Source organism: Streptomyces sp. CB02414 (assembly GCF_001905385.1).
Taxonomy (GTDB): domain Bacteria; phylum Actinomycetota; class Actinomycetes; order Streptomycetales; family Streptomycetaceae; genus Streptomyces.
The window spans coordinates 115,459-135,386 of the sequence record NZ_LIPF01000007.1; the positions used below are offsets into that span (position 1 = coordinate 115,459).

General features: G+C 70.6%; 22 protein-coding genes. 9 read left to right on the forward strand and 13 right to left on the reverse strand.

Features of this window, described 5'->3' with window-relative positions; all coding sequences use genetic code 11:
• Positions 1 to 7: 7 nt before the first annotated feature.
• The 4 genes from AMK11_RS22880 to AMK11_RS22895 all read right to left on the reverse strand — a co-directional run bounded on the left by AMK11_RS22880 (position 8) and on the right by AMK11_RS22895 (position 5,355).
• On the reverse strand, positions 8 to 988 hold the full coding sequence (locus AMK11_RS22880; RefSeq protein ID WP_073729905.1) for a DUF1702 family protein: 981 nt from the start codon (positions 986 to 988) through the stop codon (positions 8 to 10).
• Between the two features lie 141 nt (positions 989 to 1,129).
• The gene (locus AMK11_RS22885; protein WP_073729906.1) at positions 1,130 to 1,573 is read right to left on the reverse strand and encodes a winged helix-turn-helix transcriptional regulator; all 444 of its coding nucleotides are present in this window, start codon (positions 1,571 to 1,573) and stop codon (positions 1,130 to 1,132) included.
• 1,095 nt (positions 1,574 to 2,668) lie between these two features.
• Positions 2,669 to 3,844 carry an IS701 family transposase gene (locus tag AMK11_RS22890; protein ID WP_073729907.1) on the reverse strand — a complete coding sequence of 392 codons (1,176 nt, stop codon included), beginning with the start codon at positions 3,842 to 3,844 and terminating at the stop codon, positions 2,669 to 2,671.
• Positions 3,845 to 4,374: 530 nt separating this feature from the next.
• Positions 4,375 to 5,355 carry a hypothetical protein gene (locus AMK11_RS22895; protein WP_073729908.1) on the reverse strand — a complete coding sequence of 327 codons (981 nt, stop codon included), beginning with the start codon at positions 5,353 to 5,355 and terminating at the stop codon, positions 4,375 to 4,377.
• Between the two features lie 295 nt (positions 5,356 to 5,650).
• On the opposite strand from AMK11_RS22895, the gene AMK11_RS22900 reads away from it, so the two are divergent.
• Positions 5,651 to 6,382: a TetR/AcrR family transcriptional regulator gene (locus AMK11_RS22900; protein ID WP_079187633.1), complete on the forward strand. Its 732-nt coding sequence runs from the start codon at positions 5,651 to 5,653 to the stop codon at positions 6,380 to 6,382.
• A 31-nt stretch (positions 6,383 to 6,413) separates the two neighbouring features.
• On the opposite strand, the gene AMK11_RS22905 is transcribed toward AMK11_RS22900, so the two are convergent.
• The 3 genes from AMK11_RS22905 to AMK11_RS22915 form a co-directional block, all read right to left on the reverse strand.
• A complete protein-coding gene (locus AMK11_RS22905) occupies positions 6,414 to 7,160 on the reverse strand; it encodes an SDR family NAD(P)-dependent oxidoreductase (RefSeq protein ID WP_073729910.1) in 747 nt (248 codons plus the stop codon).
• Positions 7,161 to 7,247: 87 nt separating this feature from the next.
• Positions 7,248 to 7,931, reverse strand: coding sequence for a haloacid dehalogenase-like hydrolase (locus tag AMK11_RS22910; protein WP_073729911.1), 684 nt, complete (start codon positions 7,929 to 7,931; stop codon positions 7,248 to 7,250).
• A gap of 83 nt (positions 7,932 to 8,014) precedes the next feature.
• Positions 8,015 to 9,064, reverse strand: coding sequence for a ScbA/BarX family gamma-butyrolactone biosynthesis protein (locus AMK11_RS22915; protein ID WP_241847044.1), 1,050 nt, complete (start codon positions 9,062 to 9,064; stop codon positions 8,015 to 8,017).
• Between the two features lie 160 nt (positions 9,065 to 9,224).
• Between AMK11_RS22915 and AMK11_RS22920 the strand changes: the two genes are divergently transcribed.
• Positions 9,225 to 9,857 (forward strand): ScbR family autoregulator-binding transcription factor, encoded by a 633-nt coding sequence (locus AMK11_RS22920; protein ID WP_241847045.1) that lies wholly within the window; start codon positions 9,225 to 9,227, stop codon positions 9,855 to 9,857.
• Positions 9,858 to 10,165: 308 nt separating this feature from the next.
• Here the strand turns inward: AMK11_RS22920 and AMK11_RS22925 are convergent, their stop codons facing one another.
• From AMK11_RS22925 to AMK11_RS37990, 3 genes are all read right to left on the reverse strand, one after another.
• On the reverse strand, positions 10,166 to 10,669 hold the full coding sequence (locus tag AMK11_RS22925) for an FAD-binding protein (RefSeq protein ID WP_241847046.1): 504 nt from the start codon (positions 10,667 to 10,669) through the stop codon (positions 10,166 to 10,168).
• A 33-nt stretch (positions 10,670 to 10,702) separates the two neighbouring features.
• A complete protein-coding gene (locus AMK11_RS22930; RefSeq protein ID WP_073729913.1) occupies positions 10,703 to 10,915 on the reverse strand; it encodes a hypothetical protein in 213 nt (70 codons plus the stop codon).
• 334 nt (positions 10,916 to 11,249) lie between these two features.
• Positions 11,250 to 11,399: a hypothetical protein gene (locus AMK11_RS37990; RefSeq protein WP_158070991.1), complete on the reverse strand. Its 150-nt coding sequence runs from the start codon at positions 11,397 to 11,399 to the stop codon at positions 11,250 to 11,252.
• Between the two features lie 317 nt (positions 11,400 to 11,716).
• On the opposite strand from AMK11_RS37990, the gene AMK11_RS22935 reads away from it, so the two are divergent.
• Positions 11,717 to 12,787, forward strand: coding sequence for a methyltransferase domain-containing protein (locus AMK11_RS22935; RefSeq protein WP_079187635.1), 1,071 nt, complete (start codon positions 11,717 to 11,719; stop codon positions 12,785 to 12,787).
• A 177-nt stretch (positions 12,788 to 12,964) separates the two neighbouring features.
• Entirely contained in the window at positions 12,965 to 13,453 is a 489-nt protein-coding gene (locus tag AMK11_RS22940) for an MFS transporter (protein WP_198941440.1), read from the forward strand.
• A 548-nt stretch (positions 13,454 to 14,001) separates the two neighbouring features.
• Here the strand turns inward: AMK11_RS22940 and AMK11_RS22945 are convergent.
• Positions 14,002 to 14,700: a YHS domain-containing protein gene (locus tag AMK11_RS22945; protein ID WP_073729914.1), complete on the reverse strand. Its 699-nt coding sequence runs from the start codon at positions 14,698 to 14,700 to the stop codon at positions 14,002 to 14,004.
• 944 nt (positions 14,701 to 15,644) lie between these two features.
• Here AMK11_RS22945 and AMK11_RS22955 point away from each other — a divergent pair.
• The 4 genes from AMK11_RS22955 (at position 15,645) to AMK11_RS37995 (ending at position 17,945) form a co-directional block, all read left to right on the forward strand.
• Positions 15,645 to 16,946 (forward strand): phytase, encoded by a 1,302-nt coding sequence (locus tag AMK11_RS22955; protein ID WP_073729916.1) that lies wholly within the window; start codon positions 15,645 to 15,647, stop codon positions 16,944 to 16,946.
• A 269-nt stretch (positions 16,947 to 17,215) separates the two neighbouring features.
• Positions 17,216 to 17,410, forward strand: a complete 195-nt coding sequence (locus AMK11_RS22960) for a hypothetical protein (RefSeq protein ID WP_073729917.1) — start codon at positions 17,216 to 17,218, stop codon at positions 17,408 to 17,410.
• A 41-nt stretch (positions 17,411 to 17,451) separates the two neighbouring features.
• Entirely contained in the window at positions 17,452 to 17,796 is a 345-nt protein-coding gene (locus AMK11_RS22965; protein WP_073729918.1) for a hypothetical protein, read from the forward strand.
• Positions 17,793 to 17,945, forward strand: coding sequence for a hypothetical protein (locus AMK11_RS37995; RefSeq protein WP_158070992.1), 153 nt, complete (start codon positions 17,793 to 17,795; stop codon positions 17,943 to 17,945). The genes AMK11_RS22965 and AMK11_RS37995 overlap by 4 nt, the downstream gene beginning before the upstream one ends.
• A gap of 350 nt (positions 17,946 to 18,295) precedes the next feature.
• Here the strand turns inward: AMK11_RS37995 and AMK11_RS22970 are convergent, their stop codons facing one another.
• Positions 18,296 to 18,673, reverse strand: a complete 378-nt coding sequence (locus AMK11_RS22970) for a hypothetical protein (RefSeq protein ID WP_073730309.1) — start codon at positions 18,671 to 18,673, stop codon at positions 18,296 to 18,298.
• A 118-nt stretch (positions 18,674 to 18,791) separates the two neighbouring features.
• Between AMK11_RS22970 and AMK11_RS22975 the strand changes: the two genes are divergently transcribed.
• The gene (locus AMK11_RS22975; RefSeq protein WP_073729919.1) at positions 18,792 to 19,067 is read left to right on the forward strand and encodes a hypothetical protein; all 276 of its coding nucleotides are present in this window, start codon (positions 18,792 to 18,794) and stop codon (positions 19,065 to 19,067) included.
• 235 nt (positions 19,068 to 19,302) lie between these two features.
• On the opposite strand, the gene AMK11_RS38000 is transcribed toward AMK11_RS22975, so the two are convergent.
• Positions 19,303 to 19,626 carry a hypothetical protein gene (locus tag AMK11_RS38000; protein WP_158070993.1) on the reverse strand — a complete coding sequence of 108 codons (324 nt, stop codon included), beginning with the start codon at positions 19,624 to 19,626 and terminating at the stop codon, positions 19,303 to 19,305.
• Positions 19,627 to 19,928 lie beyond the last annotated feature (302 nt).

The window sequence follows — 19,928 nt, forward strand, 5'->3', positions numbered from 1 at the left end:
ATCCGCTTCACCGGTTCGCCGTCGGCACCTTGCTCCGTACGGCACGACGCCATAGTTCGTACGCGGGAACGCCGGGGCTTTCTGCGTCGGCCACGGCGCAGTCGTCGGCGAGTCGGGACGCCTGTTCCACGGAGAGACCGGCCAGCGCCCAGAGGGCGGCGTGGGTGTGCTCGGGCACCGCCTGCGCGTGGACGCGGGCCTTCGCGGCGAACACGGCGCCCTGTGCGAGGTCGGCCCGGTGCTCGCCCGCCTCGGCGGGCAGCGTCCGCAGGGCGGTGGGGGTGCAGCAGCCGGCGAAGGCGGCCGCGAGCCCGGCGCCGCTCCACAGGTCGGGCTGCCGGTCCGCGGCGAACCGGCGGACCGCGGCGGCGACGTTCGCCGGGCGGGCGCCGTGGATGAACCACAGCGCGCGGCCGATGCCCTGGTCGACGGCGCGGGGGAAGTAGGCGGCGTCGCCCTGCCACGGGTAGGCGTCGGGCACGCGCTGCTCGTCGACGAAGCGGCGGGTGTGGAAGTAGGCCTTGTCGAAGCCGTAGCCGTCGACGGCCAGCCAGTGCATCTGCGGGTAGAGGGCGGTGCCGGTGAGGTCGGGCAGCACCTTCTTCCACAGCGGCCGCGGGAGGCGCGCCATGGCGAACCCGATGCCGATGTAGTTGAGGAAGATGTGCCGGGCGCCCGCGCCGGTGAGGAGGCCGCGGGTGCGGCTTGGGCGGCCCGGTCCCATCGCGTCCCGGACGACGCAGGCCATCGTCGCGCCCTCGTAGGCGAATCCCTGCAGTTCCGGGTCGATCATGGCCAGCCTGCGCTCGGTCTCGTGCAGGCTCGGCGCCTCGATCCCCCACTCGAAACCGCAGACGACCGCCTGGGGAACGTGCTCCAGTCGTCGGGTGGCAGCCGTCGGCTCGACGGGAAATCCACGCCGGACGAACTCCACATCGGCCAGGGACGGGGCCAGGAGCATTCTGCGGAGCGTGCCGATCGCCGCCATGTGGCGCCTCCTTGTCTCCCCTACGAGTGCAAGAGGGCCTCATCGTCGGGGCGGCGCCGATCCGCGGGCATCTTCAGGCGTGCGCAGGTGTTCGGTGGCTCACGGGCCTTGCCGCGTTCCCCCGAAAAAAAGGGGGGGCTGTCAACGGGTCCTGCGGACGGCGACTTCCTCGGTGTGCACCTCCCGCGCGCATTCGGTGCAATGCAGCTGGGACTGCACGAGCCCTTCACAGCCGATGTGCTGCGCCTGTCGCGGCGGCCCGCCCTCATTGGGCAGATTACGGTCTCCCCATTGCATGAGGGCGATCACCGCGCGGGCGAGGTCATTTCCTTTCGGGGTGAGCCGGTATTCATAGCGGACCGGTTTCTCCTGGTACGGGACCTTTTCCATCAGTCCGTTCTCGACCAGCCTGGTGAGCCTGGTGGCGAGCACGTTCCGGGCGATGTCCAGGGTGCTGAGGAATCCGTCGAACCGATGGGTGCCGAGGAAAGCGGAGCGGACGATGAGCAACGTCCAGCGCTCCCCCACCACTTCGAGTGACCGCGCTATGTTGCAGTCCTGGCCGTCATAGGTACGTTTCAGCATTCGGTCACGGTAGGCAGCCGACAAGTCCGGTGAAAAGACGGAGGTGGTGAAGTAGGCACGAGTGGCCGGCCGCGGAAAGCGGCGTCCGCGCCGCGCCGCCGGCGGCCGTTCCCGCAGGGCCCCGCCGCCTGCGGGGAAGTGAGCACTGCGGAAGACGCCGGGGGCGGCCGGGGCCGTCATCCTGACTGGGCAACGGCCTTTCCCGCCCACCGCCCCCGCCCCCGCCCCCGAAGGAGTCCCGCCCATGGCGGTCCGTGCCGGCCGCCGCCCTCCAGACGCCCCGCCGGCCCGGCATCCAGGTGCGGCGCCCCTTCGGGCCTGTGCGGCCGGCCCCGGTGGCCCGCCGGGCCGTTCCTGCCCGGGCGGACGGCTGCGACCAGTACCGTCCAGCTGTTCTTCCCGCGGGTGGAAGCGCACCTGTGCTCCCCCGCGCCGGTCTTCGCGCCGACGGCCCTCGCCGTGCTGCTCCACCGGCGTGCCGGTGCCGCGGCCGTCCGCTGCGGCTGCGGCTGCGTGTCGTGGACCGCCGGGTGCCGGCGGGGCAGCGGACCGGCCTCCCGTCCCGGTGCGGCCCCCGCCCCGCGCCGTCGCGGCCGGTGACCGTGGTCCTGCCTGTGACGGCGGCGCCACCGCGGTGCGTCTCGCCGCCCGCCACGGGCACCGCACGGCGGGCGCGGCGGAAGGGGACGGCCGGTCCGGGGTGTTCGGCGCGGAGCGGCCGGCCCGCATCCGGCAGCCCGGCATCCGGGGCGCGAGAGCTGCGGCCGGCCGGGGGCTCGGTGCCACGTGGAGGGGGCGGCGCCGAGCGCGCCTGCTTCCACCGTGCCGACCGCGACAGCACGCGGACGGCTGAGCGCGTCTGCTCCCGCGGCCGACGTCGGGCTGCCGTTTTGAGGTCCACGACCCGCAGGGCCCGAGGCAGTGGCTGTGCACCGCGGGTCTTGCGGCCGCGGGCCCGGGCATCCTCGTCTTCCTCGCGCGCGGGCGCCTCGTGCCTGTGCCGCTGAGGACGCGAAAAGCGGCCGCCCCGTGCACGGGGCGGTCCTCCCGTGGCCGTCCCCCGCTCACGCTCTCGAAGCGGCGCGGGCTCCCGGATCAGGAGGCCAGCGCGGGCTGCCGGCTGTCGCGATGTTCAAGGACGTTGTGCACGTAGGCCGCGCTGACCAGCGTCATGTGGTGGTGCCAGCCCGGGTAGGACCGGCCCTCGAAGTCCTGGAGCCCGAAGCCGCCGTCCAGGTCCCGCAGCGTCTGCTTCGTGTGGGCCTGCATCTGGACCGTGGCGATGACGTCCTCGATCCGCCGGTGCACCATGTTGGTCAGCCACAGGGTGCTGGACCGCGGCTGCCGGTCGCAGCGGACGGAGAGCAGGCGGTACGTGCGCTGCGGCAGCTTCTCGAACGGGCCGCTGCGCGGCAGGCCCACGAGGCCCGCCTGGACCGTCAGGGTCCGGCCCTGCGGTGCCGTGCAGATGGTGGTTTCGAGGCTGCCGCCGTGGCCCGGCTCGAAGAACTTCCCGGCCGGCAGGACGACGGGCTGGGGCCGGCCGTCACGCCGTGGGGCTTGGAGGTGGCGGCCGACCACCAGCGGCAGGTTGCCCGGCACGGCCACACCGAAGTCGCAGCCGAGCTGGCTGAATCCGCGCACCAGCGTGCCCGCTCCGGCGTGGGCGGTGAGGTCGGCGATGACGGGGACGGCCGCCAGGCGGGTGCGCTCGCTCATGGCGCGCGCCAGATCGAGGGCGTGGTCCTCGAGCCCCTGCGCGGCGACGTCGTGCGGAATGCGGGCGCGCGCCCTGCGGTTGGAGTCCCGGACCCAGGCGCCGGGCAGGAACAGCCGCCAGTCGACCGGGACCGCTCCGTCCCGGTGCACGAGGAACCCGCCGATGCCGACCTGGCAGTTCACCGACCTCCCGGTGTCGGGGACGAAACGCCGGTGGACGCCGCAGGAGTGCTCGCCGCGCTTGCGCATGACCGCGACGTCGACCTGCCAGGCCACCGGGTTCAGCTGCTGCTCCGCCCAGCGCATGATCTCCTGGTTGGCCGGCTCCCATTCCCAGGGACTGGCGTTGACGAACTGGTGCAGCGACTGCGCGGCCGTCGGCGAGTCCGAGATGGTCGCCGCCAGCCGCCGCATCGACTTCTTGCCCGGGGTGCGCAGCAGGCTCACCAGGTAGGCGTGCGCCCAGCGGCGCTGGTCGGAACGGGGCAGGTGGGCGAAGATCTGCTCCGCGAAATCGAAGGCCGTCGCCTGCTGCTGGAGCGAGCCCGTCATCAACACAGCGTGGTCCCCCTGTCGGCCGCGGTGTCTGGATACAAAAAGAATAACGCTTGACCTCTTTTTTTGACCTGCCCGTGCCGCCCCGCCCGGAGACTCTGGGAAGTCGCCTCCGCCCGCGCGGCGACGAGGCGGGCAAGTACGGGCAATCGGTGCGGGCCGGGACGGCGGCCCGAAAAGCGGCCCCGCCCCCCCAGGGGGGGGCGGGGCCGGGGCCGGACGCCGCCCCCGGGGGGAGCGGCCGGCCGCTCAGGGGCTTGTGTCCGGCCTGGTCACGGGCCGCCTCGATCGCAGGTCACGGGCCACAGGGAGGGGACAGGAGCGGGACTCGGGGGCCCGGGAGCCCGGGGCCCGGGGTCCGGGGTCCGGGGTCCGGAGACCCCAGGGCACAGGGGTGCAGGGGTGCAGGGGTGCAGGGGTGCAGGGGTGCAGGGTGGGGGGCGAGGAGTGTGGGGAGGCCGGGGGCAACGGAGCTCAGACCGCACCAACCGCTCGGTATGCCCGGTGTCCGCCCTCCCGGTGTCGCCTCAAGCGGCCCACGGGGCGATCGGGTACCAGGGGATGATGTCCCGGCGGGCGAGCAGCCTCACGTCCCAGTACAGGAACGTGAAGGCGCCGGCGACGATCAGGGCGACGGCGGTGAGGACGGCGGCGCGTTGGGGCTTGGCCATCCACCGCTGTACCCGGGCGCCCGCCACGGCGGACAGTGCCACGAAGACGACCGCCATGATCGCGATGTTGCCCACCGACTGGAGCGTGAACGCCGCAGCGCCGTAGAGCGGGTTCCCGCTCTCCGCCGCGTCCCGGAACAGCTGCCGGAACAGCGGGTAGGGCCGCCCGATCAGGAAACCGCCGATCAGGGCGCCCATGAAGACGGTCTGCGCGTGCGGGAACCGGCGGCGAAGACGCGCGAAGGGGTCACGGACGAACCCGAGCGCGCTCAGTCCCAGATAGAACATCGACAGGCCGACGATGCCGAACGCGGCCATGCTCTGCACGGAGCGGCCGGAGAGGAGTCCGGGGACGGACTCGGCCTCGGAGAACTGCGGCATCGACGTCCCCACGAACCCCACCAGCGCGCCGTACAGCGCGGACACCGTGACCATCCCGAGCGAGAGCGGGCCCAGCGGCTTGAGCGCCTGCACCACCCGTCCCCACCGGCTGCCCACCGTGCCGAGCAGCGGCGCGACCGTGCCGAAGGCCGCGATGTTGCAGGCGGTGAACGTACCGGCGAGCCCCGAGGTGAAGGCGAAGACGATGCCCGCCACGGCACCGGAGATCGGCGCCTGGGGGTCGTGGCCGAGCAGGGTGGTGGCGATGTTCCCGCCGATCGTTTGGTCCACGAACTCGGCGGACCACACCACCGTGAGCGCGAAGCCCGCGGTGATGCTCAGCAGGAGCACGCGCCACCGCCGGCGCACCGGTCCGGCCGGGGGCCCGGCCGGGGGTGCGCCGGTCTGTACCGCACGGTTTCGTGACGAGACCTGCGGGTCCTGTGTGTGCGTCATCGAGGCTCTCCAGTGGGCAGGTTCGGCGGCGGGGAGGGCGGGAGCGCCGTCCCAGCGGGAGAGTAGGGAGGACCCCGGCCCGGGAGCGTCTTTGAGATTGCCGACTGCGCAGTGCGCGCCCACGGCCGGTGGCACCGGCCACGGCGGTACGTCGGCGCACTTCGGCAAGTCGGGGGGTGGACGCAGAAGCCGGGTATCAACAGGTGCGCATTTCAGGCAACTTCGCATTGCCGCGCTGCGCCGCGGAGGCAACGCTTTGTGTTGATGCGACTGTCAACAGGAAGCCAGGGAGGACATGACCAGGCAAGACCGTGCGGTGCGTACGCGCAGGACGCTGATCGACGCGGCCGCCGTGGAATTCAACCGGGACGGCTACCACGGCACGACGCTGGCTCAGATCGCCGGTGCCGCGGAGATCTCGATGGGAGCGCTGACCTTCCACTTCCCGAACAAGGCCCAGCTCGCCGATGCCGTCGCGGAAGAGGCGTGGGCCACGGCGAGGACGGTGGTCGAGCACGTCGCCGGCCAGCCGGCCCCGGCGCTCCAGCGCACGATCGCGCTGACCCTGGAGCTCACCCGGCTGATCGAGGAGGAGGTACTCGTACGGTGCGCGGTGCGCCTGTCCCGCGAGCGGCACAGCTCCACCGGGTGGGCCGAGGTGTGGCTGCCGCTGGTCACCAGCCTGGCCGGCCAGGCGCATGCGAGCGGTCAGCTGAGCGGGCATACGCTGCCGGACGACCTGACCGGGCTCATCCGCCTGCTGATCGGGGGCTGCGAGGTGAACCTGCGCAACGCCGAGGCGGCGCCGCCCGGCGAGAGTGCCGTCGACCGGCTCCGGCACAGCTGGCGCCTGGTGCTGGAGGGCATCGCACCGTCAACCAGCGCTGCGGCACTCCCGCTGCCGGGCGCGAGCGCGGACGCGACGGCGTCTTCGGCGGCAGCCGTTGTCACCCGGGCCCCGTCCAGGCCCCCGTCCGGACCCCCGGACGGGGCCCCGTCCGGGGCCCTGTCCGGCGGGCAGGCATGAACGGCGGGGCCCGGGACGCGGGCTGCGGCTCTCACTGGGCCGTTCGTCCTCCGTCCACGGCGAGCGCCGCTCCGGTGACGAACGAGGAACGGTCGCTGCAGAGCCAGACCGCCGCCTCGGCGATCTCCTCGGGCGACGCCATGCGCCTGTGGGCCACCCCGCCACCGGGAGCCACCCCGCCACCGGGAGCCATCCCGCCGGGGGCGATCTCCGTGGCGTGCTCCAGGAGTTCCGTGCGGGTGCTGCCGACCACCAGGGCGTTCACCCGTACGCCCTGCTGTCCGTAGTCGGCCGCCGCCGCCCGGGTCAGGCCGAGCACGGCGTGCTTGGCCGCGACGTACGGCGCCGAGGCGCGGGTCGCCCGGACCCCGGCGACGCTCGCCGTGTTCACGACGACGCCGGCGCCGGTGACGAGCATGAAGGGCAGCTGGGCGCGCATGCAGTTCCACACGCCCCGCACGTTGACGTCCATGACCTGGTCGTAGACCGCGTCCTCGACCTCGTGCAGCCGCTGGCCCGCCGTCCCCCATCCGGCGTTGTTGAAGGCGCAGTCCAGCCGGCCGAAGGCGGTCAGGGCCGCCTGCACCGCCCGCCCGGCGTCCTCCGGCCGGACGACGTCGCCCGGTACGCACACCGCGGCGCCGCCGGCCCCGGTGATGTCCTCGGCCACACACCGCAGTGCCTCCTCGCGCCGCGCCATCAGCACCACCGCCGCGCCCTCGGCCGCGAACAGACGGGCCGCGGCGGCGCCGATACCGCTCGACGCCCCCGTGATCATGACCACCTTCCCCCCGACCAGCCCCGTGTCTGCGCGGCCTTCCCCGATCGCTGCCACCGTGCTCCCCCCCAGGTGCCGTGTGCGGGCTCACCCCCGCACGAGTGCTGCGCTCTGCGCGTCGATGTGCTGCAGCAGGGCCTCGTCGATGTCCTCCAGCCGGTCGACCAGGTGCCGGACACCGGCCGCCGCCATCAGCCGGCGCTGGAACCCGTGGGCGAAGTCGCCGGGATACCCGATGAAGGCCGTGCCGAGCCGCCCGGCCTCCGCGGCCACCTCCGCGACGTCGTCGATGAACAGCACCTGGTCGAAGCGCAGGCCGAAGGTGTCCGTGGTGATCTCGCGCAGGCCGGGCCGGACATCGGCCGTGCACACGTAGCCGGCGGAGAACAGGTCCGCGCAGTCGCCGAGGTGCCGCAGGAAGTGGTCCCGGCCCAGACCGCCGTAGCAGACCGTCTCCAGCCCCAGCGCACGCAGCCGGACCAGGAGGCCGCGGCCGCCGGGCAGTTGCCGGACCGGGTGGCCGGCGAGGTACTCCTCGCGTGCGGCGAAGTAGGCCCGGAGCACCTCGTCGGGCTCCATGGCGACACCGGCCGCGCGGGCCAGCGCCCGGGCCGCCGTCCCGGGGCTCCGCGAGAAGACGCTCTGCTCGACGGCCTGGGTGTACGCGCCGCCGCGGCTGACCACGAAGTCGTGGATCACGGGGCTGAACGTGTCGTTCAGGAGCACCCCGTCGATGTTGACCGCCGCCGCCCGCAGATGGTTCAGCCGCATGATCTCTCCTCCGTCCCAGAAGTGCACAGATGCCGGTCCCGACGCGGCACCGCGGGAAAACGGGCCGCCGGCCCGTCGCTGTCTCAATGACCGCCGCGCACTTCCGCCCTCGCGGTGAAGGCAGTCGCCTCGCCCTGCACGCCCTTGATACAAACCGTGCGCCGGGAGTCTGCGGCGCGGGACGGCTGCGGCTCCGCCGTGATGGTGCAGGGAGAGTCGAACTCCACGTAGCGGTGGAACTCGACATCCATCACGATGGGCATGCCCATGTCACTGCGGGAGCCGAGTGCGTGCGTCGCCTGCCGCACCGCCTCCAGCAGCAGCATGCCGGGCACGTGGTCGACGGGATGATCGAACAGGACCGGGTGGCTGGTGTCCACGCGCAGCGTCCACCCCCCGGGCCGGCCCGCAGGGACGGACGGGGACAGGACCACGTCCTCCGGAATCAGACGCCCCACCTCACCCGGCGGCAGCGGCGGCGCGGGCTCGGACACCTCGCCGAACACCCGGGCCGCATCACCCCGCTCCCCGCGCATCCGGCGGTAGACGGCCGGAGAGTGGCAGGTGAAGCTGGTGACGGCGGACCCGAGCGGCTCGGAGCCGCGCATGACCTGGAACTCCATGGTGACGGCGGCCGGCACACCCCGTATCCGCCGCATCCGGGAGCAGGTGACGTACAACTGCAGCTCCGCAGGCCGGCGTTCGATGCGCAGAGCGCGCGGATCGGCGGTGAACCGGAAACGCGTCCAGATCATCTGGTGACCGAACGGGACGAGATAAGCGGCGTGCATCAGCAGCGCGGGCGCCTGCCGGACCGTCTCGCACAGCAGCAGCGGATCGTACCGGGTGCGGCTGGTCCGGTAGAAACTGTGACTGCGCGGCCACTGGGCACTGACGGTGAAATCGTCGGCCCCGGTTCGCTGCCAACCGGTTAAGAACACCTCGGAGACCGCGGCGCGGTGCACGTACTCCCTGGGAACGGTAGAGGTCAGGACCGCGGGTGGAGCCTCGCCGGCGCGTTCGGCGGATCTGAGCATGATCACTCCCAGAAGAGAGGAAGCCCAAAAGGGCACGAGGTGCGGGCCACGTAAAAATAAGGGGCGTTCTGTTTCTCTGTCGAGGGTCTTGGCCATGATCCCTATGCTCCCCCCCGCCGACCAGGCACGATCCGCGAGGACAGCATCCGCTCCACACCGCACCAGCAGGCACACCACAACGGCATGCGGCCCCCAGGATTTGCCCGCACCCCCCTCGGGGGAAGATAGTGAGTGTTTGGTTTTTTACGGAGGTACCGTGGCAACGCGCAGAGTGAAGCAGCCCCGGGCACTGCGGACCCGGGAGTCCATCGTGCAGGCCGCGGCCCAGGTCTTCGACGAGCTCGGCTACAGCGGATCGAGCATCGCCAAGATCGTGGAGCGGTGCGGGACCACTCCGGGCGCGGTCTACTTCCACTTCAAATCGAAGGAAGCACTGGCCGACGCCGTGATGGAGGCCCAGTCACGCACCGTCCTGCCGCGCCTGGAGTCACAGCGCCTGCAGCGCGTGGTCGACGCCACCATCGTCTGGGCCCACCAGCTCCAGACCGACCCCCTGCTGCGCGCCGGGGTCCGCCTCACCAGCGAACGGGGCACCTACCAGGCCCATGTCGGCTCACCGTACGAAACCTGGGTGTCGATCCTCGAAAACGACCTGGAGGAGGCACAGCGCGCAGGCGAACTCCAGCCCGGCGTCGAGCCCCGGGAACTGGCCGAATTCATCCTCGAGGCATGCACCGGCATACAGATGTACGCCGCCGCCACCACACGCCGCAACGACCTCCCGGTCCTGGTGGAACGCATGTGGCGCTACCTGCTCCCGGGCGTGGCAGTACCCGCCATGATCACACAAGTACTCACACGCTCGACATGGACACTCGAACCCACATAACACCCTGCCGAACCCCCGCCCCCCGCCGGACCACGACCCGCAGCAGGCCCGGCAGCCCCCGCCCCCGCTGGCAGCCACCCCGACAACCCTTCACCCCCACCACGCACACGACCAAGCACACGCGCACGTCCAGACGCACACGCACGCGCACGTCCAGGCGCACACGCACGTACCCGTCCAGACGCACACGCACGTACCCGTCCAGACGCACACGCACGTACCGGACACACTCCACGACGGACACGCCCTCAAACACCGGACAAACCCAAAGATCAGCCCGCCCGGCACTCGAAGACGGCCGCCACACCTCAGCGCGTCCGGTAACGCACGTACATCACACCACTACCGAAAACCCGCTCCTCGACCAACTCAAGATCGAGCCGCACCCCATCAGGAAAAAACCGCCTGCCACCACCAACCACAGTCGTAGTCACAAACAAGTGATACTCATCCACCAAACCCGCCTCAATCGCCTGCGCAGCCAGCGTCGGACCATCAACCGTCACATCACAATCCGCATCCGCCTTCAGCCTCCGCACCACCTCCGGATCAAAACACCGCACAAGACTCGTCCTCGCACTGGACACCGACTCCAACGTCGTCGCGAGGCCGTACTGCTGGGTCGCCCGGTCGACGTCCCGCAGCAGGCATCCCGAACCGGCGTGCGCGAGACGGGCGGCCGGGTCAACGGTGACCCGGCGCATGCGCGACATGTCGAGTGTCAACCCGCCGTCGGCGAGTGCCGTTCCGGCGATGTTGTGGCCTCCGCCCTTGATACTCAGCAGCAGGCCGTGGTCCGCGGCGAGGTGCACCAGGCACTGGCCACGATATGGCTTGAGGTCCTGCTACGTGGCGCACCAACGGCTCAGCGCGAACGTCCGCTCCTGCATGCGGCGGAGGCCGAAGATCCCGCGGCAGGCGAGGATCACGGCACAGCAGACGATTCCGGCGGCGATCGGCGACACCCGCCCGGTTGTCACCGCCACCATCGTCTCGTCCAGCATCGTCAGGCCCTGCGCCGCCCGGCCCTGCGCGACCAGCGCCTTGCCCTGCCCCAACCCCCGAACGCCCGGAGATCGGCGTCGTCGCACCGGTCGGCGATCTCGGTGATCTCCGCGAACAAGCGGCGGGCAGCCTCGGGCTCGCCACATCCAGCGTCCGAAGGGCGCGCAGGGATGCGCAGATACCCCTGCTCCACGCAGTCCAGCGGCGTGTCCTCAAGCATGTGCCGCGCCCGTGCCAGCCATCCACCGCCGCATGTCCGCTCGCCGTGGAGGACGAGCGTGAGCCCGGTCCAGAAGGCACACCGTACGGCCGATGCCGCGTCCCCCTGGGCCAGGAATGCGTGGTGGGCACGCTTCCAAGTCTCGGTCGCAGCGTCGACGGACCCGATCAGGTATGCCGCCCGCGCGCCATCCGGACCAGATCATCGGCCGTCAGCGGGGCCTGCTGCTCGGCGGCCGACAGCTGCTCAGACGCTTCCCGCCACGCCAGCCGCTCGTACGCCTCTCTCCCCTGCACACGTGGATCAACGGCGGTCATGAGTACTCCTGCGAGCAACTAGTCCCTGTGGGCAGCGCACGCGCTGCGCTGAGCGCAGGTCGCGCCGGAGCCCTGCGCCGAGCCACCTGACCAAGGCCTTCCTGCGGCCTGCGTATCTCTTGGCGATCTCAGGACACCGCTCTGGATCGCTGGGCACGGACAAGCCTTGGGTTCCTGCACGTCGTTGCTCGAATCGGGTGAGGTGATCCGGCCCGGATGTCTCCTCCCGTTGTGGCGGCATCCCAAGGGAGAGACCCAGTGCTTTGCTTTTCCGGCCGGTCGCATTCCGCGGTCGCGGTCATTTCAGAAGGGGCATCGTGACGGCACAGAGCGAATGGAACGATGCGAAGGCCGAGGCCTTCATGGAGAAGGCGCTCGGAGACCTCAGCGGGGCCTTGACCACCGGTTTGTGCCATCTGGGCGACCGGCTGGACCTGTTCAAGGATCTCGCAGCAAACGGCCCCGCAGGCAGCCAGGAGCTCGCGGACCGTCTCGACCTGAATGAACGATACGTACGCGAGTGGCTGCGAGGCCTCACCGCCGCGGGGTATCTGGAAGAACCGGAGTCCGGGCGCTTCACCCTCCCCGCCGAGCACGCCCCCGCCCTGGCCGACGAGTCAGGGCCCATGTTCCTCGGCGGCGTCTACCAGATGATGCCCGCCGCCCTGGCACCGTACGAACGACTGACCGAGGCGTTCCGGAATGGAGGAGGCGTACGGCAGAGCGAATATCCGGACATCCTGTGGGACGGCATGAGCCGTTTCACGGGCAGCTGGTTCGAAAGCGTGATGGTCGCCGACTGGCTCGGCACCTTTCCGCACATCGTCGAGAGGCTGGAACGGGGAATCGACGTTGCGGACGTGGGGTGCGGTGCGGGCCGTGCCCTGATCGTGCTCGCCAAGGCGTTCCCCCGTTCGCGTTTCACGGGGTTCGACAACTTCCCGGCGCAGGTGGAACGTGCCCGGACGAATGCGGCCGAGGCCGGTGTCGCCGACCGCGTGAACTTCGAGACGGTCGATGCCACCAAGGGACTACCCGAGCGCTACGACCTCGTCACCACCTTCGACGTCATTCACGACTCGGCGGAACCGAAGCGACTCCTTGCCGCTGTCAGGGCCGCGGTCAAGGATGACGGCGACTACCTGATGCTCGAGATCAACTGCCACGACCGCCCTCAGGACAATGTGGGTCCTGTTGCATCGATGTTCTACGGACTCAGCGTCTTCTACTGCATGACCACGTCCCTCTCGAACGGCGGAGCCGGCCTCGGAACGTGCGGGATGCCCGAGGCGGTCGTACGCGGGCTGTGCGCCGAGGCGGGTTTCAGCAGCGTGGTCCGGTCCACGGCGGAGGACCCGTTCAACGTTCTGTACGCCGCCAAGCCGTAGGCGTCCACGGATCCATGGGCGCGCAAGAGCCTGTGCCCGTGAGCTACAGACAAAGGGGCTCCGGTCGTATCTCGCCGGATCGGTCAGGCCTCGGCGCCCGTCTTGCGGCGGTGGGCGACGAGCACGACGCCGGCGCCGAGGACGAGCACCGCACCGCCCGGGCCCGACGGCTTCGCGATGATCAGCCTCGCCCTCGGCACGATCGGCATGTTCGGCGCGGCGGCGGCACCGTCGGCGACCGTGATGGGCGCCTTCCGCCTTGTCACCGGCATCGGTGTCGGAGCCATCCTGGCCAGCACCAACGTGATCGCCAGTGAGTTCTCGAACGCCAGGAACCGCGGTCTGGCCATCGGCATCTGCACCGCCGGATACGGGGTCGGGGCCACCGCCGCGAGCCTGGTCGCCAAGGCCACCGTGGGCGGCGACTGGCGGATCGTCTTCTACGCCGGCGGTGTCGGGACCCTGCTCGCCCTGATCGTCATCGCCCTCATCCTGCCCGAGTCGGTCGCCTTCCTCGAGCAGCGCCGTCCAAGCCACGCGCTGGAGCGGATCAACCGGACACTGGCCCGGATGCGGAGTCCGTCACGGACGCCGACCTCGACCAGGCGGCCGCCACCCGGCTGGGCCCCGAACGGGCCGGCTCGGGATGGCTCAAACAGTTGCTGACCCCGACGATCCTGCTCTGGCTCGTCTTCATCACGATCATGTTCGGCTTCTACTTCGTCAACAGCTGGACCCCCAAGCTCCTGGTCGAGCCCGGCGCCGCCTCGACGTCTTGTGGGCCCTCCTACGCGACCAGCGGACCTTCGCCGCCGAGCCGCCTCAACGCGGCCTTGCAACGGCATAGCACGGTCACAGTCCGCTACCGACGTCCTAGACAAACCTGATCGGGAATCACTGACCCATGGCGTACTGTCATCGATCTGTCCGTGGCGGGCACCGGCTTCCCGGTACAAGGCCGGGCACGGCACCGGCAGACCCGAGGCTGCTGGTGGAAGCCGGAGAGGTCGGCAGGCACGCGGATCCACCGAGCACCGCCGGGCCCCTTCCAGAGGGCGTTGGCGGCGAGGGCCTCGAGCGGGACAACGGTCATCGGTCGGCCGACCACTCGGCGGGAACCAAGAGCGATCATCTCGTTCGGACTCGCCCGCTCGGGCGCCGCAGCCCGCCGGGCAACTTCGGCACCCGCTTGTCCTCGCCGTGCTCTCTCCGGCTCAGGCAGGGTCCTCCGTCCGCTGGGAGGCAGTGCCGTACTGTCCGTGCAGCCCGTGTTCGTCGGCGAAGGACCGTCGGCACAGACCGTGGCAGAAGCCGTACAGGACGCCCTCGTACACCAGCGTGGGCGGGGAGTCGGCGAGGTCGACGCTCATCCCGCACACCGGGTCGATGAGCCGGCCGCGGGTAGCCGGGGGCGCCGAGCGGGCTGGGGCGCCGTCTCCGGGCGGGGCGGTGTCACGGTAGGGGCGGGAGATGAGCTCCAAGAGGTCCAGGCTGCTCACGGCCCTGCCGTGGATGCCGATGCCGCCTTCGGAGATGCCGTCGACCAGGACCACGGCGTCGGGTTCGCGCCGTACCCGGTCGGGGTCGCGGCCGGCGGCCCGCTCCGTCTCCGCCAGGACCCCGGTGACGATCTCCACGGTGTAGCTGCTCATCTCCTTGCGCCACGACGCCGGGACGGTGACCCGCACCAGGTAGCGGGGCGGGTCCGCCGGGTTCGTCCTCGGGCGCCGGCCGAGGACCCAGGTTGCCGGTTCGTGCACGAGCACCTGCGTGAGCCTGCGCTGGGCGTCGAGGACCTCGGCGGCGTGGCTGTCGTCCTCGGTCATGAGCGTGTCGATGAGTCGTTGGGCCAGCATCTGCCGTCCCTCGTCGCTCAGGGCGTTCCTGGGTACGTACACGTCGATCAGCAGCATGCGTTGCTCCCCTCGTGCGGCCGGATTCTGGGTGTACCGACCAGAATTCCCGGTGCGGGGGCGAGCGCCCATCCGCCGCCGGCAGGGTTCACGCCTACTGCGGGCGAAGCAGTCGGCGACGGCATCTGCCGCCGGAGCAGCAAACCCGGTGGACGCCTCGCGGCCCCGGCCGGCCACAGGACTGGCCGGGCGAGGGGGGAATCGAGCAGCCCGCCGGGCCCGCCACGGCCCTGCATGGGGTGTACTGCCCACAAGGGTCCTGCTGCACCAGCCGGCACAGCGTGCAGCAAACGGTCAGCAAGCCACCCCGGCGAGGGTGAGGTCATGCAGGGTGCGGTCACGCTCCGGGCTGCGGTCACGCTCCGAGGGGCGGTACAGCGTCCGCAAACAGTTCAAGGCGCGAACGGTACAGGCGTACCGATGACCACCGGCCGGCAGGGGAGGCGGAGGCTGCTGTGGACGTCACACGGGGCTCCCTGGTACGGGGGGGGAGGCGAGGAACAACGGTACGAGTTCATGACCGACGAGCCGTTGGAAGACCACCCGGCGCTTCGCCTGCTGGAGGCCGTGACACCGGCCCGCCCGGCCATCGCGGCAGCAAGCTGAGTTTCACGGCTGCCTGCCGGCCGTCCCGAGGCGGCTCGCGCGTCGCCTTTCGGCGGTGCCCCACGCACGAGCGGCTCAAGTGCCTGGCTGTCGGGGAGATTTGCGCCGGAGATGCCGACGGAAGAGGCAGCCGGTCGGATCGGCTCCCGCGCAGTGGCCAGGTCCGTGGTCGACGCGTTCCTGGAGCCGCGCCTCCACCACCGGCCAATCGGACATCTCCGACATTCACCTGTCAGACGCCCGCCCGTCGACGGAGAGTTGCCGACATGTCGCTCACATTCCGTGTGCTCTTGTGATCATGCGGTGTTGTTCCGTCCACTCCCTGAGAGGAGAACCTCTTGCGCGCGTTCACAAGACGCCGTTCCGGTGCGGTCGCGGTGGCCGCAACCCTCGCTATCGCGGCGGGTGCGGCATCCGGCACTCCGGCAGGTGCGGCCGCACCGCCCGAGGTCGTTCCCCGGGCCGAGACCGCCGCGTTGTTCGACGACGACGAGGGCGGCAACGCGAACGCGGACGACCCTGCGATCTGGCGCAACCCCGCCGACCCGGACGCCAGTCTCGTCATCGCCACGGCCAAGGAGGGCGGCCTGCGGGTCTACGACCTCGACGCCCGGCAGGTGCAGTCAGTCCCCGCCCCCGCGGCGCCCGGAGCAGACGACGCTCCCGGCCGCTTCAACAACGTCGACCTGGTGCACGGCACGTCCCTGGGTTCCGGCGCCACGGACCTGGCGGTCGTCAGCGACCGCGGCAGCGACAAGCTGCGCGTCTACCGCATCGCCGGAGACCAGCCCGACGCCCCCCTCACCGACGTCACGGACCTCTCGGCGCCGTGGATCTTCTCCGGCTCGCAGGAGGAGGTCAACGAGGAGAGCACCGCCTACGGTCTGGCCACGTACACCGACTCCGCGACCGGCAAGTCCTACGCTCTCGTCAGCCAGAACGCGACCACCCGCATCGCGCTGCTGGAGCTGTTCACGACGGCAGACGGCACGGTGTCCTACCGGAAGGTCCGCACCTTGGACCTGCCCGCCACCTTCACGATGCCCGACGGTTCGAAGTGGTCCCCCTGCAGCGACCCCGGCGAAGGCCCCCAGGTCGAGGGCATGGTCGTCGACCCGAAGACCGGCACGCTCTTCGCCGGGCAGGAGGACGTGGGCATCTGGCGCCTGCCGGCCGATCTCAAGGGCGCTCCCGTCCTGCAGGACAAGGTCCGCGAGTACGGCGTGCCGGCCACGTACGACGAGGCGGCCGACGAGTGCGTGGTGGGTGACGACTCCGGCTTCGGCGGTGACCGGCTGTCGGCGGACGTCGAGGGCCTGACCCTGCTGAAGCAGGACGACGGGGACGGCTATCTGCTCGCCTCCAGCCAGGGCGACGACACCTTCGTCGCCTACGACCGCGAACGTTCCGACGACTACGAGTACGAGGGTGGCTTCCAGGTGGGGGCCGCTTCCGAGTCGCTGGACGGCTCCGAGGAGTGCGACGGCGCGGACGTACTCGCCGAGCCTCTCGGCAGCAGGTACCCGAACGGCCTGCTCGTCGTCCAGGACGGCCACATGGCCCCGGAGGACGGCGACCGCGAGGCCACCGGCTTCAAGTTCGTCGACCTCGCCGACGTCCTGGAGGCGCTCGACGACTGACAACCGGCCAAGAAGTGCGCGGCGGCCCGCACCGGCGGCCCGCCGCGCTCACCGGACGAACGGAGATCCGGGCTCCGGCTCCAAGCGGCCCAGCACCGCGCAGAGCAAGCGGGGCGAGTGGGACAAGCAGCAGGCGCCAGCGGTCGTCAAGACCGGCGGTGCGAACGTCGTCCCGCACTCACTGGACTTCGACGCACCGTCGAAGTCGTTCTACGTCGGTCGGTTCACTGAAGCACGGCACGGTCTCCGTCGTCAGTACGGACGGAAAGGTGCGCACCTTCATCGACGATCCGCAGATCGTGTCGGCCCAAGCCGTCAACGTCGACCGCGAACGGGACCGCGTCCTGGTCAGCAACGTCGAATACGGCACCGCCGACCGCTCCCGCAAGGCACCGCGTTCCGAGTCGCCGGTGTCGGCAGCTGCGACCTGGAGTCCGGGAAGCAGAACTGGTGCGTCGACCTGACCGCACTCACCCTGGACGGCAAGCAGCACCTGATCTCCGACGTGACGGTGGCCCCCGACGGCACCGCGTATGCCGTCGACGAGCTGACCCTGGCCGTCTTCCGCATCGACCCCGAAGGCGACGCCTCGGTCTTCATCCGGGACGGCCTGCTCCAGGACACCCTCGACATCCCCGACTTCCTGGACGACGTGGGGATGGCCACGGTGGAGTACGTGGAGGGCGACCCGTTGGTCATCGCCATGGCTGACGGCTCCCTGACACCGGTGCCGGTCCAGCACTCCGAGGACGCGCAGAAGGCGAAGCCTGTCCGCGCCACTGGCCTTCCCCACCGGCCGGGTTGCGTCCTGGCCGACGGCTCGATCACGGCCGGCAGACGGCAACCGTGACGGTCACCGACACCGTCACGGAACCAGTCACCAGCGATGTGACCGAGGGATTGACCAGAACGATGTACGCCCTCAGCGGCGGACTGGCCGACCTCCTCTCAGGCAAGCCCAACGACGGATTCACCCTGACCCCCGTCAAGACGGGCTGACCCGGCCGTCCGCTCCCGAAACGCTTCCCCGCCCCGCCCCTACGCACGTGGATCCGCACCGCATCTAGGGTGTGGGTCGTCCGCACCGTGCTCCCGAAGGTCGAGCTGCGCTTCACCCCGACCCGCGCTTCCTGGGCCGATCCGATCGAGGCCCACTTCGCCCGCTGCGGGATTTCGCCCTGGCCAACGACGTACTCGCCGCTCAACGCAAGGAATGCGCGGAATCCGCAGCGAATGGCATCCGCTGGGGCGGACGCCGTCTCAGCGGCGCAGCCTGACCGACCGCCAACCGCAGCCCCGGAGTACCGAAAGGGACAAGTTCACGAGAAGGACAGCGCCAGGAGAACCACTCAGGAGGCGGACGGCTCGATCTCCCCCGCAAAGACGATGACCTGGTCGATGAGGCTCCGCCGCAGATGGACGATGTCCGTTCCCGCCAGGCGGGGGCCTCCATCCGGCGTGGTGAAGACCCACTGGTACCGGGCCCACTCGTCAGGCATGTCCACCGCCGAGCAGCGCACCATCGTGCCGGTCCCCGCCGGGTGGCGCCGGATGTCCAGCACGAACCGCTCGACCGCCGCGATTCCTTCGCTGCGACCCAACGGTCCCCAGAAGACCACGTCTGAGGTCAGGGCCTGGGAGAGCAGGGCAGTCACATAGCTGTCGTCCGAAGTGTTGAACGCGGAGATGAACATGTCGATCGCGGAGCGTGCCGTCTCTTCCTGCATGCCCCAGTAATACCAGCCGTTGAACAAGCAGCGGCCCCTGGCCAGAACGCATCCTTGTCGACAAGCCCCCCTTCCCTCACCCATTCAAGGTCATCATCTGTGACCGGATGGAGGGACCATGCCGTTCGGCAGTGCAGACAGGGCCACACTCGGGGAGATCGCGCGACAGGTCAAAGACATCGGCGAAAGCGTCGCCGCGCGCAAACAGCAAGTCTCCGACCAGCAGCATGTCATCGACCAGATCCGCCGGGATGCGACCGGAGCCATCAGCACCGGACCACTCACCCTCATCAACAACGAGTTCGTCGCCGCCGTCAGGGAGATCACGGGCCGGCCATGTCACGACAGCGACGGCAAACCCGACCACACCGACACATCGCCAGACGCGGCCTGACTCGAACGCGGCCAGACCTACGGCCAGGGCCGCCCCGATCCCCCGAGCCGTGCCGACCCCGCCGGCCTGCGGGGTCGGCACGGCTCGCAGCATCCCTGCTCAAGCGGCCTCGCGCCGAGCCTTCCGATCCGAACCTGAGAACGCCCTTCCTGGACAGCCGGAAGCCGGACGGCAGAAGGACCGACAAGACTCTCCAGCAGACGTGTAAGTGCAGGATCAGTTGCCGTTCGCCGAGTCACGGCGCCCGTCCTCGGTGGTGTGGTCGGCCGGGACGGAATGGGGGACGAAGTTCCAGGCGTCGGCGCTCGCGTGTCCGGCCCGGCGCATCGCGGCCGTACTCCCTGGCGACGCGCTGCGCGAGCGCCCACAGCACCCCGGCGGAGCGGGCCCCGTCGGGGAGGGTGGGGCCGAGGGCCTCGTACAGCAGGTGCGGGGCCATGACGACGGTGGACTTGTCGCGGACGGCCATGGCGGCGAAGGCGGGCTTGTACGGGGCGGCCCAGGCGGGCCGCCGCGCGCAGCACGGTGAGCCTGCCGCGGGGGACGGCGTCCGGTTCACGGACGAGGCGGGCGTAGATCTCGGGTTCGGGCAGGCTGCCGGGCAGCGGGTCGAGGACCCGGGGCGCAGGTGGAAGGTGCTCGGTCAGGGCGATGCCGATGAAGACGACCAGGTTCGAGCGCGGCAAGCGCCCTCGCGAAGGCGGCGGAGTCGGCCAGGAGTGCGCGGGGTTGGACGAATCGATGACTATCGCGCGGAACCGGTCGGGATGGTCGATGAGGATCTCCTCGGTGATGACGTCGCAGGGAACCAGGCCTCCTGGCATCCGTGCGCATGGCGCCGGGCCTGGCGAGGTTCCCGGT

Coding starts and splice junctions, on each gene's coding strand:
- AMK11_RS22880 (WP_073729905.1), bottom strand. CDS start 988: ATGGCGGCGATCGGCACGCTCCGCAGAATGCTCCTGGCCCCGTCCCTG.
- AMK11_RS22885 (WP_073729906.1), bottom strand. CDS start 1,573: ATGCTGAAACGTACCTATGACGGCCAGGACTGCAACATAGCGCGGTCA.
- AMK11_RS22890 (WP_073729907.1), bottom strand. CDS start 3,844: ATGACGGGCTCGCTCCAGCAGCAGGCGACGGCCTTCGATTTCGCGGAG.
- AMK11_RS22895 (WP_073729908.1), bottom strand. CDS start 5,355: ATGACGCACACACAGGACCCGCAGGTCTCGTCACGAAACCGTGCGGTA.
- AMK11_RS22900 (WP_079187633.1), top strand. CDS start 5,651: ATGACCAGGCAAGACCGTGCGGTGCGTACGCGCAGGACGCTGATCGAC.
- AMK11_RS22905 (WP_073729910.1), bottom strand. CDS start 7,160: ATGATCACGGGGGCGTCGAGCGGTATCGGCGCCGCCGCGGCCCGTCTG.
- AMK11_RS22910 (WP_073729911.1), bottom strand. CDS start 7,931: ATGCGGCTGAACCATCTGCGGGCGGCGGCGGTCAACATCGACGGGGTG.
- AMK11_RS22915 (WP_241847044.1), bottom strand. CDS start 9,064: ATGGCCAAGACCCTCGACAGAGAAACAGAACGCCCCTTATTTTTACGT.
- AMK11_RS37990 (WP_158070991.1), bottom strand. CDS start 11,399: ATGACCGCCGTTGATCCACGTGTGCAGGGGAGAGAGGCGTACGAGCGG.
- AMK11_RS22940 (WP_198941440.1), top strand. CDS start 12,965: ATGATCAGCCTCGCCCTCGGCACGATCGGCATGTTCGGCGCGGCGGCG.
- AMK11_RS22945 (WP_073729914.1), bottom strand. CDS start 14,700: ATGCTGCTGATCGACGTGTACGTACCCAGGAACGCCCTGAGCGACGAG.
- AMK11_RS22970 (WP_073730309.1), bottom strand. CDS start 18,673: ATGCAGGAAGAGACGGCACGCTCCGCGATCGACATGTTCATCTCCGCG.
- AMK11_RS22975 (WP_073729919.1), top strand. CDS start 18,792: ATGCCGTTCGGCAGTGCAGACAGGGCCACACTCGGGGAGATCGCGCGA.